Source organism: Noviherbaspirillum sp., from assembly GCF_036563305.1.
Classification (GTDB): domain Bacteria; phylum Pseudomonadota; class Gammaproteobacteria; order Burkholderiales; family Burkholderiaceae_D; genus Noviherbaspirillum.
Map to the genome: position 1 here is coordinate 14,702 of NZ_DATCMQ010000008.1, position 16,717 is coordinate 31,418.

Here is a 16,717-nt window from a genome sequence, read left to right on the forward strand (position 1 = left end):
CCGTCAGCCTGTGGCCACCAGTTTGACGGGCGGGGCACGCCCCGGGCCAAAGGAAAGCAGAAAATGCCGGACGCACGGAAAGCCGGGAGCTGACCTGTGCGTGATCCGGGTCCATCCTTGCCTCGTCGAGAAGTCGCGCGCGCGTTTAGGGACGGATCAACAGCGATTCCGTCGGCATGACTGATGAGTGGCTTTTGCGACCGGCCGTGTTCCGTGGGCTATCTTGCCCCGGCCGTCGACCTCCCGCGCATGCCTACTGCAGCATGAAGGTCTCGTACTCGAGCGTCTCGAGCTTCTGCGACAGCACATACAGCCCCACCAGCACCACCACGAGCAGCGCGACGGCAAAACCGTAGCCGTAATAGGCGGGGCCGAGCGCGATCGAAAGACGGGTGAGGATGGCGTTGAGCACCACGAACGCCAGGCACAGGCCGAGCACCACGCGGCGCTTGTCCAGGTAGAAGAAGACATTGAGGACGCCGAGCAGCACCACCTGCAATCCCGCGGCGATCACGTCGATGTAAAGCAGCGGCAGGTAGAGCGTCGAAATGCCCAGCCATTCCAGTATCGACTCGCCGGCGACGACCAGGCCGAGGGTGGCGATCGCCTGGATCTTGATGATCTCGAAGATGCCGAGGCGGATCGTTTCCACCATGCCGTTGCGGCAATCCTCGATGTCCTGCAACGAGCCGCCGGTCCGCACCGCGTGATAGAAACCGTCGTAGTACTCGACGAAGTCGGTTTCCATGCGCAGCAGGAAAATGGCCATGCCCGGAATGATCGACAGGTAGGCCAGGAACACCGGCAGGTCGTAGATCAGCGAGGCCCGCAGCGGTCCGATGATGGTCTGGCTGGTGCCTGGGGTGTACCAGAAGATGAATTTGTCGAGCCAGACACCCACGTTGTAGAGCAGGCCGATGCACATCAGGATCGGATAGTTGAAGCGCTTGTCGAAGAACTCGAAGGAGATGAAGCGCTCTGCGGGAAAGTTGTACAGGATCAGGGCCAGCATCGCCAGCAGCATGGCGGCCTGCCCGATGACGAATCCGCCCAGCAGCCCTTCCAGCCCGAAGCGGCGCAGCAGCAGCGCCGCCAACACCGTGATGCCATAGCCCATCAGATACAGCCAGACGATTTCCTTGTACTGCTTCATCCCGGACAGGAAGATCGTCGCGACCCAGATATTGCAGAGGATGACGAACGCCGCCAGCAGCAGCAGGCGATACAGGACCGACTGCTCCGGAAACAGGAAGGCGACGCACAGCAGCCCCAGGCTGCCGCCCACCACGCTGACAGCCAGGATCACCGCATGCAGGTTGGGCAGGATGACCGCGAAGCGCTTCTCGAACATGCGGTCGGCGGCGAAGCGCGTCAGCGCCAGCTGGCAGATGCCGGTGAAGATCAGCGAGCAGGCGATGACATAGGTCACGCTGACCTGGAACTGGACGATCAGGAACTCCGGCACCACGACCGTGCTGCTGAGCACGCCGATGACCAGCATGCCGACGATGGACAGGATCCAGGGGCCGGAGCTGATGACCGCGGCGAACGAGTATGCCTGCAGCAGCGAAAAGAGGTTGTCGCGCTTGAGTATCTTGCGCAGTTCGAATCCTATGCCTGCCATGCTGATTGCCTGTGTCGTGGACAAGTCATCGCGCCGGTACCTGTGCCTGCGTTTGCCCCTGCGTCCGCGCCGGACTTGCGCAGTGCCCCGTCGTACAGTTCGCGGTACTGGGCGAACATCCGCTCCTGGGTGTAATACCGCTCCACGCGGGCGATGCCCGCCGCCTGCGCGCGGCGCCAGCGGGTATCGTCCGATAGCAGGCCGACGGCGGCCAGCGCCAGGGCTTCCGGCTCGGCGATGTTGACGACCGCGCCGGCCGCCCCCAGCGCCCGGTCTTCTTCATCGAGGCCGTACACCAGCTGGCGGCAGGACCCGACATCGGTGGCGACCGCAGGCACGCCCGCCGCGAAACCTTCGAGCAGGACCAGCGGCAAGGCCTCGCTGATGCTGGAAAGGACGACCAGCCCGATCTTCGGCATCAGTTCGTCGATCTTCTGGAAACCGAGGAAGCGCACCTTGTCGCCCAGGCCCATCCCCTGGACGATCGCGCGGCATTCCAGCGCGTACTCGGGGTCTTCATCCTCCGGCCCCGCGATCCAGGCTTCGGCTTCCGGCATCAGGCTGACCACGGTGCGCATTGCACGAATGAAGGTCTTGACGTCCTTGATCGACACCACGCGGCCGATCAGGCACAGCACCGGCGGCGGTGCGGCGGGCCGCGCCGCCCGCAACGGCGCAAGCCGCGGCAGGTCGATGCCGTTGGGGATGTTGCGGGTGCGGCTGGCCGCGGCGCCGTCGGCGATCTGCCGGAGGCGATTGACCTCGTACAGGGCGACGATACGGTCGCTCGACTCATAGCAGAGCCGGCCGAGCGCCTCGAAGAAGCGGATCCACAAGTCCTTGAAGTAGGACAGCTGCGACGCATCCTTCTCGAACACGCCGCGGTTGTCGCGTATCCACTGGCTCTGGAACAGGTCGATCTTGCGCTCCTTGGTATAGATGCCGTGCTCGGACAGCAGGAGCGGGCGGCAGGTGAACTGCTTGAGCATCGCGCCGAGCAGGCCGGCATAGCCGGTCGACACCGCGTGGTAGCAGCGGGCCGGAATCAGCTTGCGGGCAATGCCGTGCAGGGTCCACACCGGCATGTGCATGATGCGCACCGTCCAGAAGTAGTCGATGAACGACGGGTCGGTACAGAAGGTCCGGTATTGCTCGGTGATGATTTTCCATGCCGCCTGGCTGTGCCGGAATGCGGCCTCGTCCAGCGGCTGGCCGTGGTCCATCAGGGGCAGCACCTCGTTCAGCGCGGCGGTGAGCGGCGCGTCGCCCTCGCCGCCGTGATGGGGCGAGCGGAATCGCTCGTGCATCTTGTGCGAGATGGCGAAGGCGCGGTCGTTGCCGCGGCGCGCGCGCGGGGCTTCCCCGGTATCGTGCTCGTGCACGAAATGCGCTTCGATGTGCACGACGTTGTCGGGCAGGCTGTAGCGCGGCTTGCCGTAGTCGGCGCGCCGGCTGCCGATGAAGCAGATGCCGAAGCGGATGTCGGGGAAGCCGCGCACGATCTGGTCGACCCAGCTCGACACCCCGCCGCGCACGAAGGGGTAGGTGCCTTCCAGCAGCAGCATGACGTCGCATTCGGGGGCGCTGCGCACGGGCATCTCGAAGCCGCTCATGGCGCAGGCTCCATGGAGGGCGTGCCCGGTCGCCTCAGCCAGTAGGCACGCGCCTGGGCCAGTGCGGGGATGGCGCGCTGCTCGCCGAGCGCGGCAAACAACCGCCGCACCTCGTCGTAGCGCCGCTGCTGGAAGCGCAGCTCCGCGAGATAGGGCAGCAGACGCTCGCCCGCGAATCCGAGGCGCCTTGCCTGCCCGATGGCGTGTTCGGCTTCGGCGGTACGGTGCGCGCGCAGCTCCAGGCGCGCGACCATGAACCAGAGGCCGGCATCGTCGCCTTCCCGCAGCGCTGCTTCCGCATGCCTGCGGACCTGGTCGGCGGAAAAGTCCAGCATGTCGCCCTGCACCAGGTTCTGGAACATCAGCTCCCAGTGCAGTTCGGCAAGTTGCTTGTGCAGCGGACGCCGCCGCGCGGCGCGCGTTTCCTTGTCGAGCTCCTGTTCCAGCGCCAGGATGCGCTGGCTGATGCCTTTCTCCTTGCCGTCCAGGATGCCGTAGGCCAGCAGGCGCACATCGTCGGCCGGGTCGGCGAGCAGGGTGCGCAGCAGGTCCCCGCTGGCGCGCGCCGGCGCATCCTGCACCGCCACCAGCGCCTTCATCCGCAAGTCGAGCGGCGTGCCGGCATTGCCCAGCTGTGCCCGCACCTGGCCGCCGCGAAAGCCCGTGCCCTCGTGGTTGCGGTGCGTGGTGAAGCGCGGCTGCTCGGTCTTGCCAAAGCGGTCCTCCGTCTTCATGCGCGGCATCCAGGCGCCGAGCAGGATGGCGAACACCGCGCAGATCAGGCCGGCCAGCGGAATGAAGAAGTTGAATGCGAAGAGATAGCCCAGCAGCCAGTGGCGCGGCTTGCGGTAGCGCGCCGGCACGATGAAGGACAGCGCCAGCGACAGCAGTGCGCTGCCGGCCGCGTGCAGCAGGAAATAGCTGAGCAGCAGCGCCAGGCTGCTGCTCTGGATGAACAGCACCCCGATCGAACTCAGCTCGAAAAAGGCCGCGTAGTAAAAGAGTTTGCTAACCACCGCAGCGCCCCACCAGGTCAGCCAGCGTGTCGACCGGCGGCAGCTTGCCGATCCGCGCCGTATGCGTCGCAATGTGATTGTCCAGAAAGCCGCCGCCGAACTGGGCGGCGAGGGCGGTCTCGACCCGGATCAGGTAGCCCTCGACCGCCGCCGGACCCGCCAGCGGCAGCAGCGTGATCAGGGTGCGGCGTTCGCCGGCCTTCAATTCCCAGGCGAGGTCGACGCCGCGCTTGAAGCGCCGGACCTGCTCGAACATGTCGCGCGCGTTGCCGTCGGTGCCGAAGACCAGCGCCACCAGCGTGGACTCGATGCCGGCCTGCTCCCGGATGCGGTGCAGGCGGACCACATCGAGCGCCAGCTCCGGCGGGCAATGCGGCAGGCGGTCCAGCACCTGCGCCGCGGCGGCATGCATGGTCAGGCCGTCGGCGTAGTAGCCGGCCAGCACCGCCAGCAGCTTGAGCAGGTCGTTGTTGAGCGCGAAGAAGGGCATGCGCTCGACGGCGATCAGGCCGGCCAGGCGTCCGTCCGAGGACAGCACCGGCGCGCACACCAGGTAGCGGCTGGCATCGCGGGCATCCGCCGCCAGCGCCTCGGTCTGCACATGCACCAGCGTGTTCTGCTCGAGGCAGTAGCGCAGCAGCGGATCGTCGGCATCGAGCGGACGGGCTTCGCCCAGCACGGCGGCGGCCACCGCGTCGGGGCGCCCCTGCACCACCGCATGAAGGGATGCCGTCTCGAGCTGGCAGCTCTGGGCCAGCAATTGCATGAATTCCTGCGCGCCCGGCAGCGTGCCGCCGCCGTCCTGCCGGCGTGACAGGTCGCGCAGCCGCAGCAGCGTCTCGCGCAACGTCAGCGGCTTGGCGAGCAGGTCCTGTTCGAGCCGCTCGTGCGACAGGCGCAGCAGGAAGTGGTTCTTGGTCAGCGTGTTCAGGCGCTCGTCCAGGTAGGCATTGACGGCGCGCAGGCGTCGCGTGCGCGCGCTCCAGACATCGGAGAACTGGCCGGCGACAAGGTTGAGCAAGAGCCCGCCAAGGAAGAACTCCTTCGGGAACAGGTCCAGGATATGGCCGCTGCCGGCCAGCGACGCATGCCATGCCCAGGCCATCACCAGCAGCAGCACGGAGGCCACGCCGACGGCGGTGCCGTAGCGCATGGCGAGCAGCGTCGGCATGATCCAGATCCAGGGGAAGGCCGCGTCCAGTCCGAAGGGATCGGCGGGCGCGACCCAGTACATGAACGCGAGCGAGAGCGCGTTGCCGGCAAGGGTTTCGACCGCGACCCAGGCCCAGCGCGCGGCGAGGCTCGCTTCCTCGCCTGGGGCAGCGGGGCCGGGCGCGCGCCGGCGCAGCAGGGTGGGCAGGCGCAGCAGGTCGGGCAGTGATGTCGGCATGCGGATGCTTCCCCGGTTCAGCGCCGCGCGAGCAGCGGGTCGACCAGGTTCGCGATCAGCTTGTGCGCGATGGCGGACAGCGCTTCGCGGCTCCAGCCGGTGCGGCCGCCGGTCGCGGACCAGACCACCTCATCGCGTTGCAGGTCGATCAGCTGCAGCGTCACGCCCGCTGCCGGTTCGCCATCCACGCCGACCTTGTAGCGCCATTCGTCGACGCTGCCGGTGAGTGCGTAACGCACGCCTTCCGATTGCGCCCAGGCGCGCGCGGCGTCGGCCTGCTTGCGGTCCATCGGCTCGAACAGGGTTTCGGTATTGAGATTGGCGGGATAGCGCTTGAGCCGCGCGATGCCGCCCGCCCGCAGCAGGCCTTCGGTGATCGCCTCCGCGCGCAGGCCGGCCTGGGGCGTCTCGGTATGGTTGGTGAAGGGCAGCAGCGCCCACTGCGCATTTGCATCCAGCGCGGGTACGGCGCCGGTGCGCATGGTGGAGCAGGAGGCGGCGAGCATGGCCAGGAGAAGGAGGCAGACTGCCTGCAGGCGGCGAGGGAAGGAGATGTGCATGGTTTTTTTCAGAAGAGCCAGAAGTAGTTGATGCCGAATTCGGTGAAGCCCTGGGGGGAGGCGGCGGTCCCGGCATTGCGGTACAGCCTGATCTGCAGCGTGTCCTGCCCGGCGACGCTGCCGGCGATGCCGCCCGAGAAGTTGAGTCCGCGTCCGCTTTCGGCGCCGTAGGTCAGGCCGACATCGGCGAAGGGACGCCAGCCACGGCTGTAGCGCCCGTCCACCGCGGTGCCGATGCCCAGGCTGAGGCCGAACAGCGTGCTGTCCCGCGGCAGGAAGGGATAGGCCTGCGGATCGGAACCGGCCGGCAGCAGGCGCAGGATCTGCTGGTCGCTGCGGCCGCTCGCCGAATAGTTGCCGCCGCCGGCGGATGCGCGCAGGGTCAGGTTCGGATACTCGATGCGCAGGTGGGTGCCGGCTTCCGCGTTCCAGGTTGCGCCGGTGCCCAGTGGTGTTCCGTCTTGCGTCTCGAAACGGTGCGCGCCCACCCCGAGGCGTACGAATTCGGTCTTGCTCAGCGACCAGCCGAGACTCCCCGTGACACCGCTGCGCAGCGCGCCGACGCGCAGCAGCGCGCTTTCGGTTGCGGGCTGCCGCCAGCCAAGCTCGCTTGCCAGGTCGACGCCGTCGGCCGCGTGGATGCCGACCGCCAGTCGCACGCCGACTGCCCGGCGGTCGGCGCTGCGGCCCTGGACCGCGGCGGTGAGGGCGCCCCGCGGCACGTCCATGCGCAGCCCGATCTCGGCGCTGCGGTCGTTGTCCGGCACATTGCGCAGCTGGGCGCTGTCGCGGCTCTCCTGTCGCGCCTGCCGCAGCTTCAGCGTCAGGTTCGTGCCGGCGCCCAGGGAAATCGCCGCATCGGTTTCCAGCCCGGTGCTCGCCAGCGGAGACTGCCGCAGGCTGCGCATGCCGAACGCGAAGCCGGGCGGCCGCTCGGCCGTGAGCGCCAGGAAGCGGGAATGCAATTCCTCGTCATGCTGCAGGTAGTCCAGCTGCTCGAATGCCAGCGTCTGCGCCAGTCCATGCCGGCCCGCGCGCTGCGCCGCCTCGACCCGGTCGTACATGGGCAGCCAGTCGGGGATATCGTCGAGCAGGCGATCGAGGCCCGCGCGGTCTTCGGCCGCCAGCAGCAGCGACAGCTCGCCCCACAGCGGCCGGCTGAGCTGCTGCGCAAAGCGCGTGACCAGCCAGGCGCGGGCCAGGTCGTGGGCGTCGCGATTGAGGGCGAAGGCAAGCGCGAGCTCGCGCACGGTGGCGCTCATCCGCCGGTCGTCCCGTGGCCGCTCGGCCTTGCCCGGTGCAAGCAGCGACGGCAGCGAAGGTTCGGGCGGGACCGCGACCGGGCGCGTGGCCGCGTCCAGTTCCGCCAGCAATTCCTGCCCGTTGCGCGGCGCGCGCAGCGGCATCGGGTCGCGCAGGGCGGCGAGGTCGGCATGGAGCAGGGCTCGCAGCAGCGAGGCGGCCTGGTCGCCGCCGGCGAACAGGGGAGCGAGCGCAACAACCCGGTCGCGCAGCGCGCCCAGCGTCTCCGGATCAGCCTGGCGCAGCACGTCCGGCTTGCGCAGTTCGCGCCAGGCGTGGCGCCTGATTTGCCACGCCAGGTCCGGCTGCGAGGTCGCCTCCAGTGCTTCCGCATAGCTCATCAGCCACAGGTAGTCGTCGCGCTGGAAGCCGGGCTTGCGGAACCAGTGCAGGGCTTCCCGCTGCCGGTTGAGCGCCATGTGCGCGGCGGCGTACGGTCCCCAGAGCGCTGCTTCGTGCTCGGCATCGCCGGCCCATGCCGCAAGCGCGCGCTGCAGCGCGCCGGCGTCGCGCCGCGCGATCAGCAGCCACAGCAGCGCGGCGCGGTGGCCGGCGTCCTGCGGCTGCAGTGCGAGCGCCGCGCGCAGATCGCGCTCCGCGGCCGGCAGGTCGCCGCCGGCCTGCAGCAGGCCGGCGCGCGCCGCAAGAAAGCGCGCGTCGCTGCGCAGCAAGGCGATGCGCTTGTCGTCCAGGCCGCCGATGAAAGCGAGCGCGCCGGCATTGTCGCCAGCGCGCATGGCCGAGTAGAGCGCGGAGAGGGCGAAGCGCGGATTGCCGGTCTTGTTGAACCCGTACATGGCGGCGCGCGAGGCGGCCAGCGGCTGTGCGGTCTCGAGCTGGGAAATCAGGTTGAACAGATCGGAGGCTTCCTCGCCGTCGGCGGCGACGAGCTTGCGGTACGCCGCTTCGGCCTGCGCATCATCCTGGCGCAGCCGGGCATATTCCGCCAGCGCGCGCCAGAACGCGACCGCTTCCGGTCTTGCCGCAGGCGCCGCCTGCAGCAGCGTCCGGTAGGCTTCATCCTGCGTGCCGCCGCGTTTTCCGATCAGAGTGGCGATGCGCAGCGCCGTATCGGCGTCGACGCCGAACTCGTGCTGCAGGCGCCGCCAGGTGTCGAGCGCCTCGGCATCCCGCCCGCTGCGCTCGGCGATCTCGGCCATCAGGGCGAGTTCGCGGCGGCGCTGCGCGGCCGGCATGCGCGGGTCTGCGCTGCGCTCGCGCAGCAGCTGCAGCGCGCGCTCGGGTTCGCCGCCGGTTTCGTAGGAGGCAAGCAGGCGATCGAGCAGCGCGGCATTGCCGGGTTCGATCGCCAGCTTGTGCCGGATCGCGGCAGTCAGCGTCGCGGTGTCGTGCAGGCTGTCGGCCAGGCGCAGCACATTGTTCCAGGCTGTCTCGTCGCCCGTCAGGCGCGCATACGCCATCCAGTGCGTCAGGGCGTCGTCGGGCGCATTGGTCCACTCGCTGACTTCCGCCAGCCGCCGGCGCCAGGGCGCGCTGTCGGGCCGTTGCCGCACCGCCGATGCCGCCACCCGGTGCGCGTCCGCCAGGTTGCGGTTGGCGAGGAAGATATTGAAGCTGAGCAGATAGGCCTCTTCGTCGAAGGGCAGCCCGGGACCGTCGCCGCCGCTCGCCACCCGCATCGTCGCCGGCCGTGCGCCGACCCAGGACGCATGCATGACCACGGGTTCGTGCATGTCCATCTGCATCAGCAGCGCCAGTTTCAGCAGCCGCTTCGCATAACGTTCCGCGGCCTCCGGCATGTTCGCCGCCTGCGCCAGCCGCGCAAGGAACAGCAGCACTTCGCGGTCGTCGCCGAACTGGCGGAGATGCCGGTCGGCGGCGGCGATCGCCTCGCGGTAGCGTCCGCCGCTCTGATAGGTGCGCAGTGCGTCCAGGAAGTAAGCGCGGCGGGCGTCGAGGCCGCTGCTGCGCGACATCGCCTGCAGGTAGAGCCCGGCGCTGACCTCATAGTTGCCGAGGCCGAGCGCGGCGGCCGCCGCCGACGCATAGCTGCCTGCATCCAGGCCGCCTTGCGTGGCGGCCAGCGCGCGCAGCGCCACCAGCGCAAGTTCCGCATCCTGGTCCGCCAGCGCCTTGTCCGCCAGCTGCTTGAGCCGGGTCGGATCCTGCGGATACTGCAGCAGGCGCTGCAACTGCGCGCGCACCTCGCGCTTGAGTTCCGCATGGCGCGCGCTGCCCGCCGGCTCGGCGTTGGCCTCCTGCTCGGTCATGTCGAGCTCCAGCCAGGCCGCTTCCTCGCGCCAGCGGGCGTCCGGCAAACGCGTCAGGGGCAGCATCGCCGTCCTCGCCTCGGCGAACGCGCCGAGCTGGATCAGCTGGCGCGCGAGCTGCGCGCGCAGGCCGTGCGCGCCGGGATCGGCTTCGAGAAACACCTTCAGGTATTCCACCGTCAGCCGGTCCGCCTGCCGGTGCCGCTCGCTCGAGGCGAGCTGCTCCTCCAGCGTCTTGTAGGGAAATCCGAGCGTGAGTCCGACGCACACCGCGAAGCCGATGCCGGCAATATTCGCGACCGAGAACAGCCGCAGGCGCCGGTACGGCGCGTTGAACGCGTACCAGGCCTCGTCCCGGTCGTCGACCGGCAGCTGCATCGGCAAGCGGCGGGCGTTCACGCCGGACACGCCGCGGTGATCCGATGGGCGCCCGCGGGCGCTGCCGTCGGCATCGCGTAACGGTACACGGCGCTGCCCGCGGCGCCATCCTTCGTTCCCGCCAGTGCCTTGCCGTTGACGCTCACCCTGCAGCCGGCGGCATTGGCAAGCGCGAACGCCGGCGCGACGTTGGCCGTCAGCGTGAACGACAGCTCGCTTCCCCCGCCGGCGCGGCGCCGCGCGACGTCGCTCACGCCGCCGTTGGCATCCTGCACGTGCACCGGCGCTTCGACACCCTCCGCCGCCGCAAGCCGCACCTGCGCCGCGCCGAGCGTCAGGTAGTCGCCGGCCGGACCCGGGGCGATGCCGGCCACGCCGCTGCTGCGCAGCAGGGAAGGGGGACGGGCACCGGCGGGCATGCGCAGCGTGCGCAGGTCGCCGCCGGTACGCACGAGCAGGTCGCCGCTGGCGAGGTCGCGCGCCACCGTCGTCGACTCGAAATCCAGTACCTTGCGGATGTATTGCGAGCCGTAGACCGGCGTCGTCCGCTGCGCCAGCGCCCAGCGATAGACCTTGTGCAATGCCGCGATCGAGGCCGGCTTGCTGGCAGCATAGGTATGGTAGTAGATGTTGATCGGCTTGAAGCGGATCGGCTCGCCGGTGAGGCGGAACGTTTCTATCACACGCTCGAAACCGTAGAACGGCCCCTGCCAGTTGTTCGTGTAGACGTTCTCGTTCTGGTTGGGTGCGAAGACCTGATAGTAGCCGCCCTTGCGGATGCCCTGGCCGGCGATGGCGGTCAGCGTCTTGTTGCTCTCGGTGATCAGGGTGTCGCCCCCGTTCATGTTCAGCAGGCCGTGGCGATAGGTCTCCTCCAGCGCCGCCGGGGGCGGCACGCAGTTGCCTGTCCAGAGGAAAACTTCGGCCCGCTTGTGAGCGGGCATCAGCCGGGTGTTGATGTAGTCGAACGAGCCCTTGACTTCACGCTCCAGGCTGAAGTCGTAGCCTGGCAGCTCGAGATGGTAGCTGGCCTCGCCGCCGTCGGCCTGCGTGGAAGCGCGCACCGCGCCGGCCCAGTTGAACGGATGCGAGAACGAATGGCTGGCGCCCTCGACCCAGGGCAGGGCGAACATGCGGCGCGCAACGTCCTCCAGGCGCGGGGCGATGCTGCGGAACAGGCCATGCGGCGCGACCTCGCCCTCGATCACCGAGACCGTGGTCGGCACCTGGTACGGCGCCAGGAATTCATTGAGCATCACCTCGCTGGCAAAGGCCATGCCGGGACGCTCGGCCCTGGATGCGAAACCGTCGCCGTCGACATGCACCATCAGCATCCTGCGGCCGCCCTCGGTCGTCACGTCCGGCACCGGCAGGTCGGGCAGGGCGAGCGCGCGACGCAGGAAGGCCAGCGGATTCACCACCCAGCGCGCATGGTCCTGCAGCGGCACCGGCACCACGGCGAAGGGCGCGAGCACATAGCCGCCCCAGGACGTGAGCGCGGCCGCGTCGTAGACACTGCCGCGCTCATCCGCCAGACGCAGCAGGCTGTGGCCGACGCCCGGCTGCAGCTGTACCGGCACTTCCTGTCCCCGTTCCGGGACAGGCTCCACCTCGTATCCCATCATGCTGCGGTCCATCGACTGCACGCTGACACGGCCGGTCGCACCGGCGGCAACCCTGTGCAAGCCGAGTTCACTCAGCCAGCGCGGCTCCGGCGCGCTGCCGAGGCCGTTGAACATGGCCACCGGCACGCCTTCGCGCATGCGCTTGCGCAGCCAGGGCACCAGCCGCTGCTGGTCCACGTTTTCTTCCAGCCAGGTGACGACGCCGGCATACCGTCCGCGCAAGATCATCTCGGGCAGCGCCTCGGTGCTGAGGTCGACGAACTCGTAGCGCAGCCCGAGATGATTCAGCGGCATGCCCAGGTAGCGCTGGGCGTCTACCGTATGCAGCTCGCCGCCCCTGCTGCGCACCACCACCAGCACATTGCGGGGAACCGCCTCGATGCTGCTGATACCGACCGATGCAAGCGCACCATCGGTCACCCACGGGATGAAGCCATGCCCGCGAATGCGGCGCGCGGTTTCGCGCGCGAGATCGCGGGCGCCCGGCGCCTGGGGATCGACGTAGTCGATGGCGATCACCGGCAGGCGGTAGCGGTCGCGCACCTCCTCCATCCGCGCCAGCAGCCAGGCGCGATCCGCTTCGGGCACGGGCCGGTAGCGCCCGCGCCCGGCGTCGTAGCCCTGGTACAGCGACTCGGCGGCGACCGCCCATGTCAATTCCGCCACCTCCGGCAGCAGTTCGAAGCCGCGGTTCAGGATCAGCTTCGCCTCGGGAAAGCGCCGCTTGAGCTCCCGCAGCGTGCGCACCATGGCCCGCGTCTGGCGTGCCCGCTCCGCATCATCCTTCGCAAACAGCTGGTAGGAGTCGAGCGTGTCGACGAAGAAGCCGCGCCAGCCCTGCTCCCACAGCGGAGCAATGACCTCATTGACGAAGAAGGCGCTCCAGCCCGCCGCGTCCTGATCGATGACCCGGCTGCCCCAGGCCTCGTTGGACCCGCGCAGCGCCCCCTTGGGCAGTTGCCGATACCAGGACCGTGAAGGCTGCACTTCGCCCAGCGATACATAGGCGAACAGCTCATGGGACCCGCGGTCTTCGGAGCGACGATAGCGCTGGGGATTCTTGACATGATCCGGCTCGACCACGGCGACATCGAATGCCTGCAGGTCCGTCAACGGCGGGTTGGGTCCGTAGAAAAAAGCGATGGAGGAGATGGAATGCGCCGCGTCGGCGGCGGCCGCGTTGGCAGCGGCCAATGCCGTCGTGAGGCAGAGAAGCAGTGATGTAATGAAAGCGGCCAATCGCATATGTCTTTTGTACGTAGTTGTCGCCGACGAAAGGAGGAAACTTCCTTTCGAAACGAGCGTACCGTGCTGATGCGATCGCCATGCAATCAAACAATTATTTTTCTTTAAATCAAGAACTTACAGCGCGCACACGGAGCGGGATTATACGGGTGCAAGTGCTGTATCCGAATAGGACTATTTGCTTTCGAGCGCAAAAAAATGGGAAAAACAGTTCTCGTTGGCCTCAATTTCTCAAGCATGAGAAATACCGGTTGAAAACGATGCTGAAACGACTTGCAATCGGTGAACCGAGGCAAGTGGCATCACTCGCGCGCGCCGCCGTGCGTCACGGTTTTGCTGGTGCAGAACTGTCGGGGCAACGATTCGAATTTGGATTTGACGAGGCGCTCGCCCTTTTTGCCTCGTGCAACAGCCACTGCAGAATACGCAGCGGCAGTCATCGATTTCTCAAGGTGCAAATCTGGAACGTATGGGCGCAGGGCGCACGGTTGCATCAAGGAAGATCGCTTGCGACATTGCCCGACACAGCTCGGCATGCTCGACCAGGTAGAGGCGTTACCGCGTGTGCGGAAGGAACATGGCGTTGCCGTCACCTTCGCGATGACGCGACCATGATTTTCCTGTCAGGCGAAAAATGCAAAAAGCCCAGTTCGAAAACCGGGCTTTTTGTTTGAATCTCTGGGGTGGCCGATGGGACTCGAACCCACGACGACAGGAATCACAATCCCGTTCGCAAACTGTCCTAAGTGCTTGATTCTACTAACTGCATACGCCATTTTCTTGGAACATCAAGCCCGCTGAAACCCGCATGTAGCCGTGATCATTTTTCGGATCTTCCAGGGAAATTTCCCATGAACTTCCCCTCCGGTATGATGGCCGTGGCTCAGAAAAGGGGGGATTGATGGAATCGCTGTACGACGACGCGCTCGAAAAAATGGAAAAGACGCTGGAGAGTTTCTCGGCTTCGGTTCCACCACCGACGATGGTTTCAACGCCAATGGGATTAGCTGTTCGATATCGTGAAAAGACTTTGCAACAGGCCATCATTCTCAAACTCGTTCGGATCTTGTCGGGAGTGCATGCGATGAGGCTCCTCATTATGAACGGTTTCGTGCAAGAGCAGGCGGTGCTTCAGCGTGTGCAGGACGAGTTCGACGAGGATGTCCTCCTGCTAGTGTTGGGTGCCGTTCGTGGCGAGACGAAGCTGCACGAAGAATACTTGGCGGGGTTTTGGGAGGAGGAATTCGACAAGGCGACCGCCCTGGAGTCGAGCCAGAGAAGGCCTATGGTTCCGCGAAAGAGGATTCGGGCATATATTGCTGAGCAGCTGCATGGTTCTTCCGGCGTTGATCGCAGGCAGCTCGTGGAGCTGAATCGCACGCTTTACACCTCCTATTCAGGATACGTGCACGGCGGCGCCCCTCATATCTTGGACATGTATGGCGGCAATCCGCCTCGTTTCCATGTGCGTGGAATGGCGGGTACGCGGCGTCACAGAGAGCATAGGGATGATCTGTGGAACTACGTGTACCGCGCCATTCTATCCTTTGCATTTGCAGCGGCAGCCTTTGAACGCGAACAGATGAGGCTGGGCATTGCGCAGTACGCCGACGCGTTTGCGAAGAGTGCCGGGCGTTCTTATTTCTGAAGCGACAAAAGGGGCTACTTCGTTGCCTTGGCGGTCTTGATCCGGCGCCGGTCGTACACCTTTGCAACCATCCTTCCGTCGCTATGGCCGGTTGCGTCTGTGATCTTGGTGTCGCCTTCCTCCATCCGATCGGTCACCGCCGTCGGACGCATGTCCGCCAAAGTGAAGCGGTTGAAGGTACCCCCGTCTTCAGCAGCTTGCTGCGCGCAGTACTTCATCAGTCGGCCTAAGATCGTATTGAAGCCGCTGCGGGTGTAGGGCTGGCCGGCGGTATTCCCGAACACGTACAGGCTAGTGGTACGCTGCAGGCTTAGCGCCTCCTGCACCGTCGCGTGCAGAGCAGGCGACCACTCGATCAGCTTGTGCTTCACGGCATGGCCCTTCTTCCGCTTGCCGACAGCGACCTCGATGCCGCCGTCCTTCACCGCCTGGCGCATGAGCTGGCGCATCTCCTCCGGCCGGCTCACCGTCAGGTAAGCCACCTGCAGGCACAGCGCCAGGATCAGGTAGCTGCCGCCGCGTTCGCGCGCAACACGCATCATCATGTTGATGTCTGCCTCCTCGACATATTTCTGGCGCGGCCGTGTCTTGTTGTACTTGATGCCCCGGCAAGGGTTCGTCTCCAACTCACCCAGCCGGCGGCCGTACTCGAGCACGGCGGACAGCAGGGCGATCTCCTTGTTTGCCTTAGCGGGCGCGCCTTCCTGAGCGCGGCCGGCCAGGTACTTGTAGACGTGGACCGGCTTGATGACCGACGGCTTCACCTTCCCGAAGACCTTGATCAAACGCTTCGACTCGATTTCGTTTTCGGAGAGGGTTGATGCCGCCTTCCGGTCCTCGCTGTCGGCCGGCAGGCCTTTCTGCCAAGCGAAGTACTTCTGGAACAAATCCTCGGTCGGCCCGGATGTCGGAGCGGCGCCGTTCAGCACGTTCGCGCGCTCGATTGCTTCGGTGCGAACCCGCGCAACGGCTTCGGCATCGCTGGCGGGCGCGGTAAGCCGGAACTCCCACTTCCCGTTCGGCAGCTTGTAGCCGTAGCTGACCTTGAACTTGCCGCTCCGCTCGTATAGGCGGAAGGGCATCCCGTCGGGTGATTTGCGTCGACCAATCATGCCAGTTTGAACATGCTGAAATCAGGTTCTTCGAAGTCGCCGCCGTTCTGGGCGGATTGCCCCAGCTCGCCGGCCATGCGCTTGTCGTAATAGTTGCGGCTCACCTGCGGGAATCCGCGCCGGTTCGGCTCAAAGGGCCAGCCGTGCTTTGTCAGGTAGCGCCGCATGCATGAGTAGCTGTTCGGCTCGCAGCTGATCATCTCGGCCAACTCCTGCGCTGTGAGGTATGCGCTCATAGTCGGTCCTCCTATGCTGCTTTCTTCAGTGCGTCGACACGCTTAAACTCGACCACCCATACCCATGGGTTGAGGTCCCAGCTGCCGGCGCCGTTGATCTGCTCCCAAAGCGTCCGGTAGCTGACAATCGGGCTGCTGAACCACTCACAGGGGTCATCGCACTTCAAGCTGTAGTCGAGCCACGTCTTTCCCTGACTGCGGCCGTTGATAACGACGTCGCACCCCTCGATGCCTTCCGCGATCGCGTCGGTCTCGCTGCAGTCGTTGAGCCGCTCGATCCGGATGCCGGCGATCTCCAGGGTGATACGGCTAGCCCAGCGCGGCATGTGAATGGAAGGCCGTCGCTTCCAGCCCCACTGGCGCAGGTCACCACGGGTGCAGCAGGTGACCGGCTCGACGTCGTACTCATACGGTGGCCAGGTGTCGGCGCCGTCACGAAGCATCCGAGCGGTGCGCTCGGGTCGCTCCCAGCCGTTCTCCCGCACCCACAGTCGGTCGCCGGGCCCGCCATCGGGGCACATCAGGGTGTCGCCGGTGCGGGTGTGGAAGATAGCGTCCTGCTCGGGGATTGTCTGTCCGGCGCTGGTGGTCATGGTCGGGCCGCCCACGGTGGTCGGCTCCCACTGTCCCAGCGGGTTCTGGTGCGGCAGCTTCACCACCCGGCGCGTCTGTGTCTTGGTGCCGTCGAGAATGGCGCGCACCATCGGCGCGCTGAAAAGGATGGGGCGTTCTTTCAT

The 16,717-nt window shown here is 66.5% G+C and carries 12 protein-coding genes; 2 read left to right on the forward strand and 10 right to left on the reverse strand.

Translation table 11 applies throughout. The annotated features are described in order from the left end of the window. Window positions 1-253: 253 nt before the first annotated feature. Genes pelG through VIM12_RS05680 form a run of 7 tightly spaced genes read right to left on the reverse strand, consistent with a single transcriptional unit; the run spans window position 254 to window position 12,933 of the window. Window positions 254-1,624 carry an exopolysaccharide Pel transporter PelG gene (pelG, locus tag VIM12_RS05650; protein WP_331940642.1) on the reverse strand — a complete coding sequence of 457 codons (1,371 nt, stop codon included), beginning with the start codon at window positions 1,622-1,624 and terminating at the stop codon, window positions 254-256. Further along, window positions 1,612-3,237, reverse strand: coding sequence for a GT4 family glycosyltransferase PelF (gene pelF, locus VIM12_RS05655; protein WP_331940643.1), 1,626 nt, complete (start codon window positions 3,235-3,237; stop codon window positions 1,612-1,614). The genes pelG and pelF overlap by 13 nt, the downstream gene beginning before the upstream one ends. After that, complete coding sequence (locus tag VIM12_RS05660; RefSeq protein WP_331940644.1) at window positions 3,234-4,253, reverse strand: hypothetical protein; 1,020 nt, start codon at window positions 4,251-4,253, stop codon at window positions 3,234-3,236. The genes pelF and VIM12_RS05660 overlap by 4 nt, the downstream gene beginning before the upstream one ends. After that, window positions 4,246-5,643, reverse strand: a complete 1,398-nt coding sequence (locus tag VIM12_RS05665) for a PelD GGDEF domain-containing protein (RefSeq protein WP_331940645.1) — start codon at window positions 5,641-5,643, stop codon at window positions 4,246-4,248. Before VIM12_RS05665 ends, VIM12_RS05660 begins: the two co-directional genes overlap by 8 nt. 17 nt (window positions 5,644-5,660) lie before the next feature. Further along, on the reverse strand, window positions 5,661-6,203 hold the full coding sequence (locus VIM12_RS05670; RefSeq protein WP_331940646.1) for a penicillin-binding protein activator LpoB: 543 nt from the start codon (window positions 6,201-6,203) through the stop codon (window positions 5,661-5,663). Between the two features lie 8 nt (window positions 6,204-6,211). Next, the gene (locus VIM12_RS05675; protein WP_331940647.1) at window positions 6,212-10,144 is read right to left on the reverse strand and encodes a tetratricopeptide repeat protein; all 3,933 of its coding nucleotides are present in this window, start codon (window positions 10,142-10,144) and stop codon (window positions 6,212-6,214) included. Continuing rightward, entirely contained in the window at window positions 10,132-12,933 is a 2,802-nt protein-coding gene (locus tag VIM12_RS05680; protein ID WP_331940648.1) for a bifunctional glycoside hydrolase 114/ polysaccharide deacetylase family protein, read from the reverse strand. Before VIM12_RS05680 ends, VIM12_RS05675 begins: the two co-directional genes overlap by 13 nt. A gap of 131 nt (window positions 12,934-13,064) precedes the next feature. Here VIM12_RS05680 and VIM12_RS05685 point away from each other — a divergent pair, with 131 nt between their 5' ends. Further along, a complete protein-coding gene (locus VIM12_RS05685) occupies window positions 13,065-13,658 on the forward strand; it encodes a hypothetical protein (RefSeq protein WP_331940649.1) in 594 nt (197 codons plus the stop codon). Window positions 13,659-13,885: 227 nt separating this feature from the next. Beyond that, complete coding sequence (locus VIM12_RS05690) at window positions 13,886-14,632, forward strand: hypothetical protein (RefSeq protein ID WP_331940650.1); 747 nt, start codon at window positions 13,886-13,888, stop codon at window positions 14,630-14,632. A 14-nt stretch (window positions 14,633-14,646) separates the two neighbouring features. Here VIM12_RS05690 and VIM12_RS05695 read toward each other — a convergent pair whose 3' ends face one another. From VIM12_RS05695 to VIM12_RS05705, 3 genes are read right to left on the reverse strand one after another with little or no spacing between them, the layout of a single operon-like run. Beyond that, window positions 14,647-15,714: a tyrosine-type recombinase/integrase gene (locus VIM12_RS05695; RefSeq protein ID WP_331940651.1), complete on the reverse strand. Its 1,068-nt coding sequence runs from the start codon at window positions 15,712-15,714 to the stop codon at window positions 14,647-14,649. A 26-nt stretch (window positions 15,715-15,740) separates the two neighbouring features. Next, window positions 15,741-15,980, reverse strand: a complete 240-nt coding sequence (locus VIM12_RS05700) for a DUF4224 domain-containing protein (RefSeq protein ID WP_331940652.1) — start codon at window positions 15,978-15,980, stop codon at window positions 15,741-15,743. A gap of 11 nt (window positions 15,981-15,991) precedes the next feature. Next, a complete protein-coding gene (locus VIM12_RS05705) occupies window positions 15,992-16,717 on the reverse strand; it encodes a hypothetical protein (protein ID WP_331940653.1) in 726 nt (241 codons plus the stop codon).

What these genes read in the sequence shown, in the direction of transcription:
- pelG (WP_331940642.1), bottom strand. Translation starts at nt 1,624, where the DNA reads ATGGCAGGCATAGGATTCGAACTGCGCAAGATACTCAAGCGCGACAAC.
- pelF (WP_331940643.1), bottom strand. Translation starts at nt 3,237, where the DNA reads ATGAGCGGCTTCGAGATGCCCGTGCGCAGCGCCCCCGAATGCGACGTC.
- VIM12_RS05665 (WP_331940645.1), bottom strand. Translation starts at nt 5,643, where the DNA reads ATGCCGACATCACTGCCCGACCTGCTGCGCCTGCCCACCCTGCTGCGC.
- VIM12_RS05670 (WP_331940646.1), bottom strand. Translation starts at nt 6,203, where the DNA reads ATGCACATCTCCTTCCCTCGCCGCCTGCAGGCAGTCTGCCTCCTTCTC.
- VIM12_RS05685 (WP_331940649.1), top strand. Translation starts at nt 13,065, where the DNA reads ATGCAATCAAACAATTATTTTTCTTTAAATCAAGAACTTACAGCGCGC.
- VIM12_RS05690 (WP_331940650.1), top strand. Translation starts at nt 13,886, where the DNA reads ATGGAATCGCTGTACGACGACGCGCTCGAAAAAATGGAAAAGACGCTG.
- VIM12_RS05695 (WP_331940651.1), bottom strand. Translation starts at nt 15,714, where the DNA reads ATGCCCTTCCGCCTATACGAGCGGAGCGGCAAGTTCAAGGTCAGCTAC.
- VIM12_RS05700 (WP_331940652.1), bottom strand. Translation starts at nt 15,980, where the DNA reads ATGAGCGCATACCTCACAGCGCAGGAGTTGGCCGAGATGATCAGCTGC.
- VIM12_RS05705 (WP_331940653.1), bottom strand. Translation starts at nt 16,717, where the DNA reads ATGAAAGAACGCCCCATCCTTTTCAGCGCGCCGATGGTGCGCGCCATT.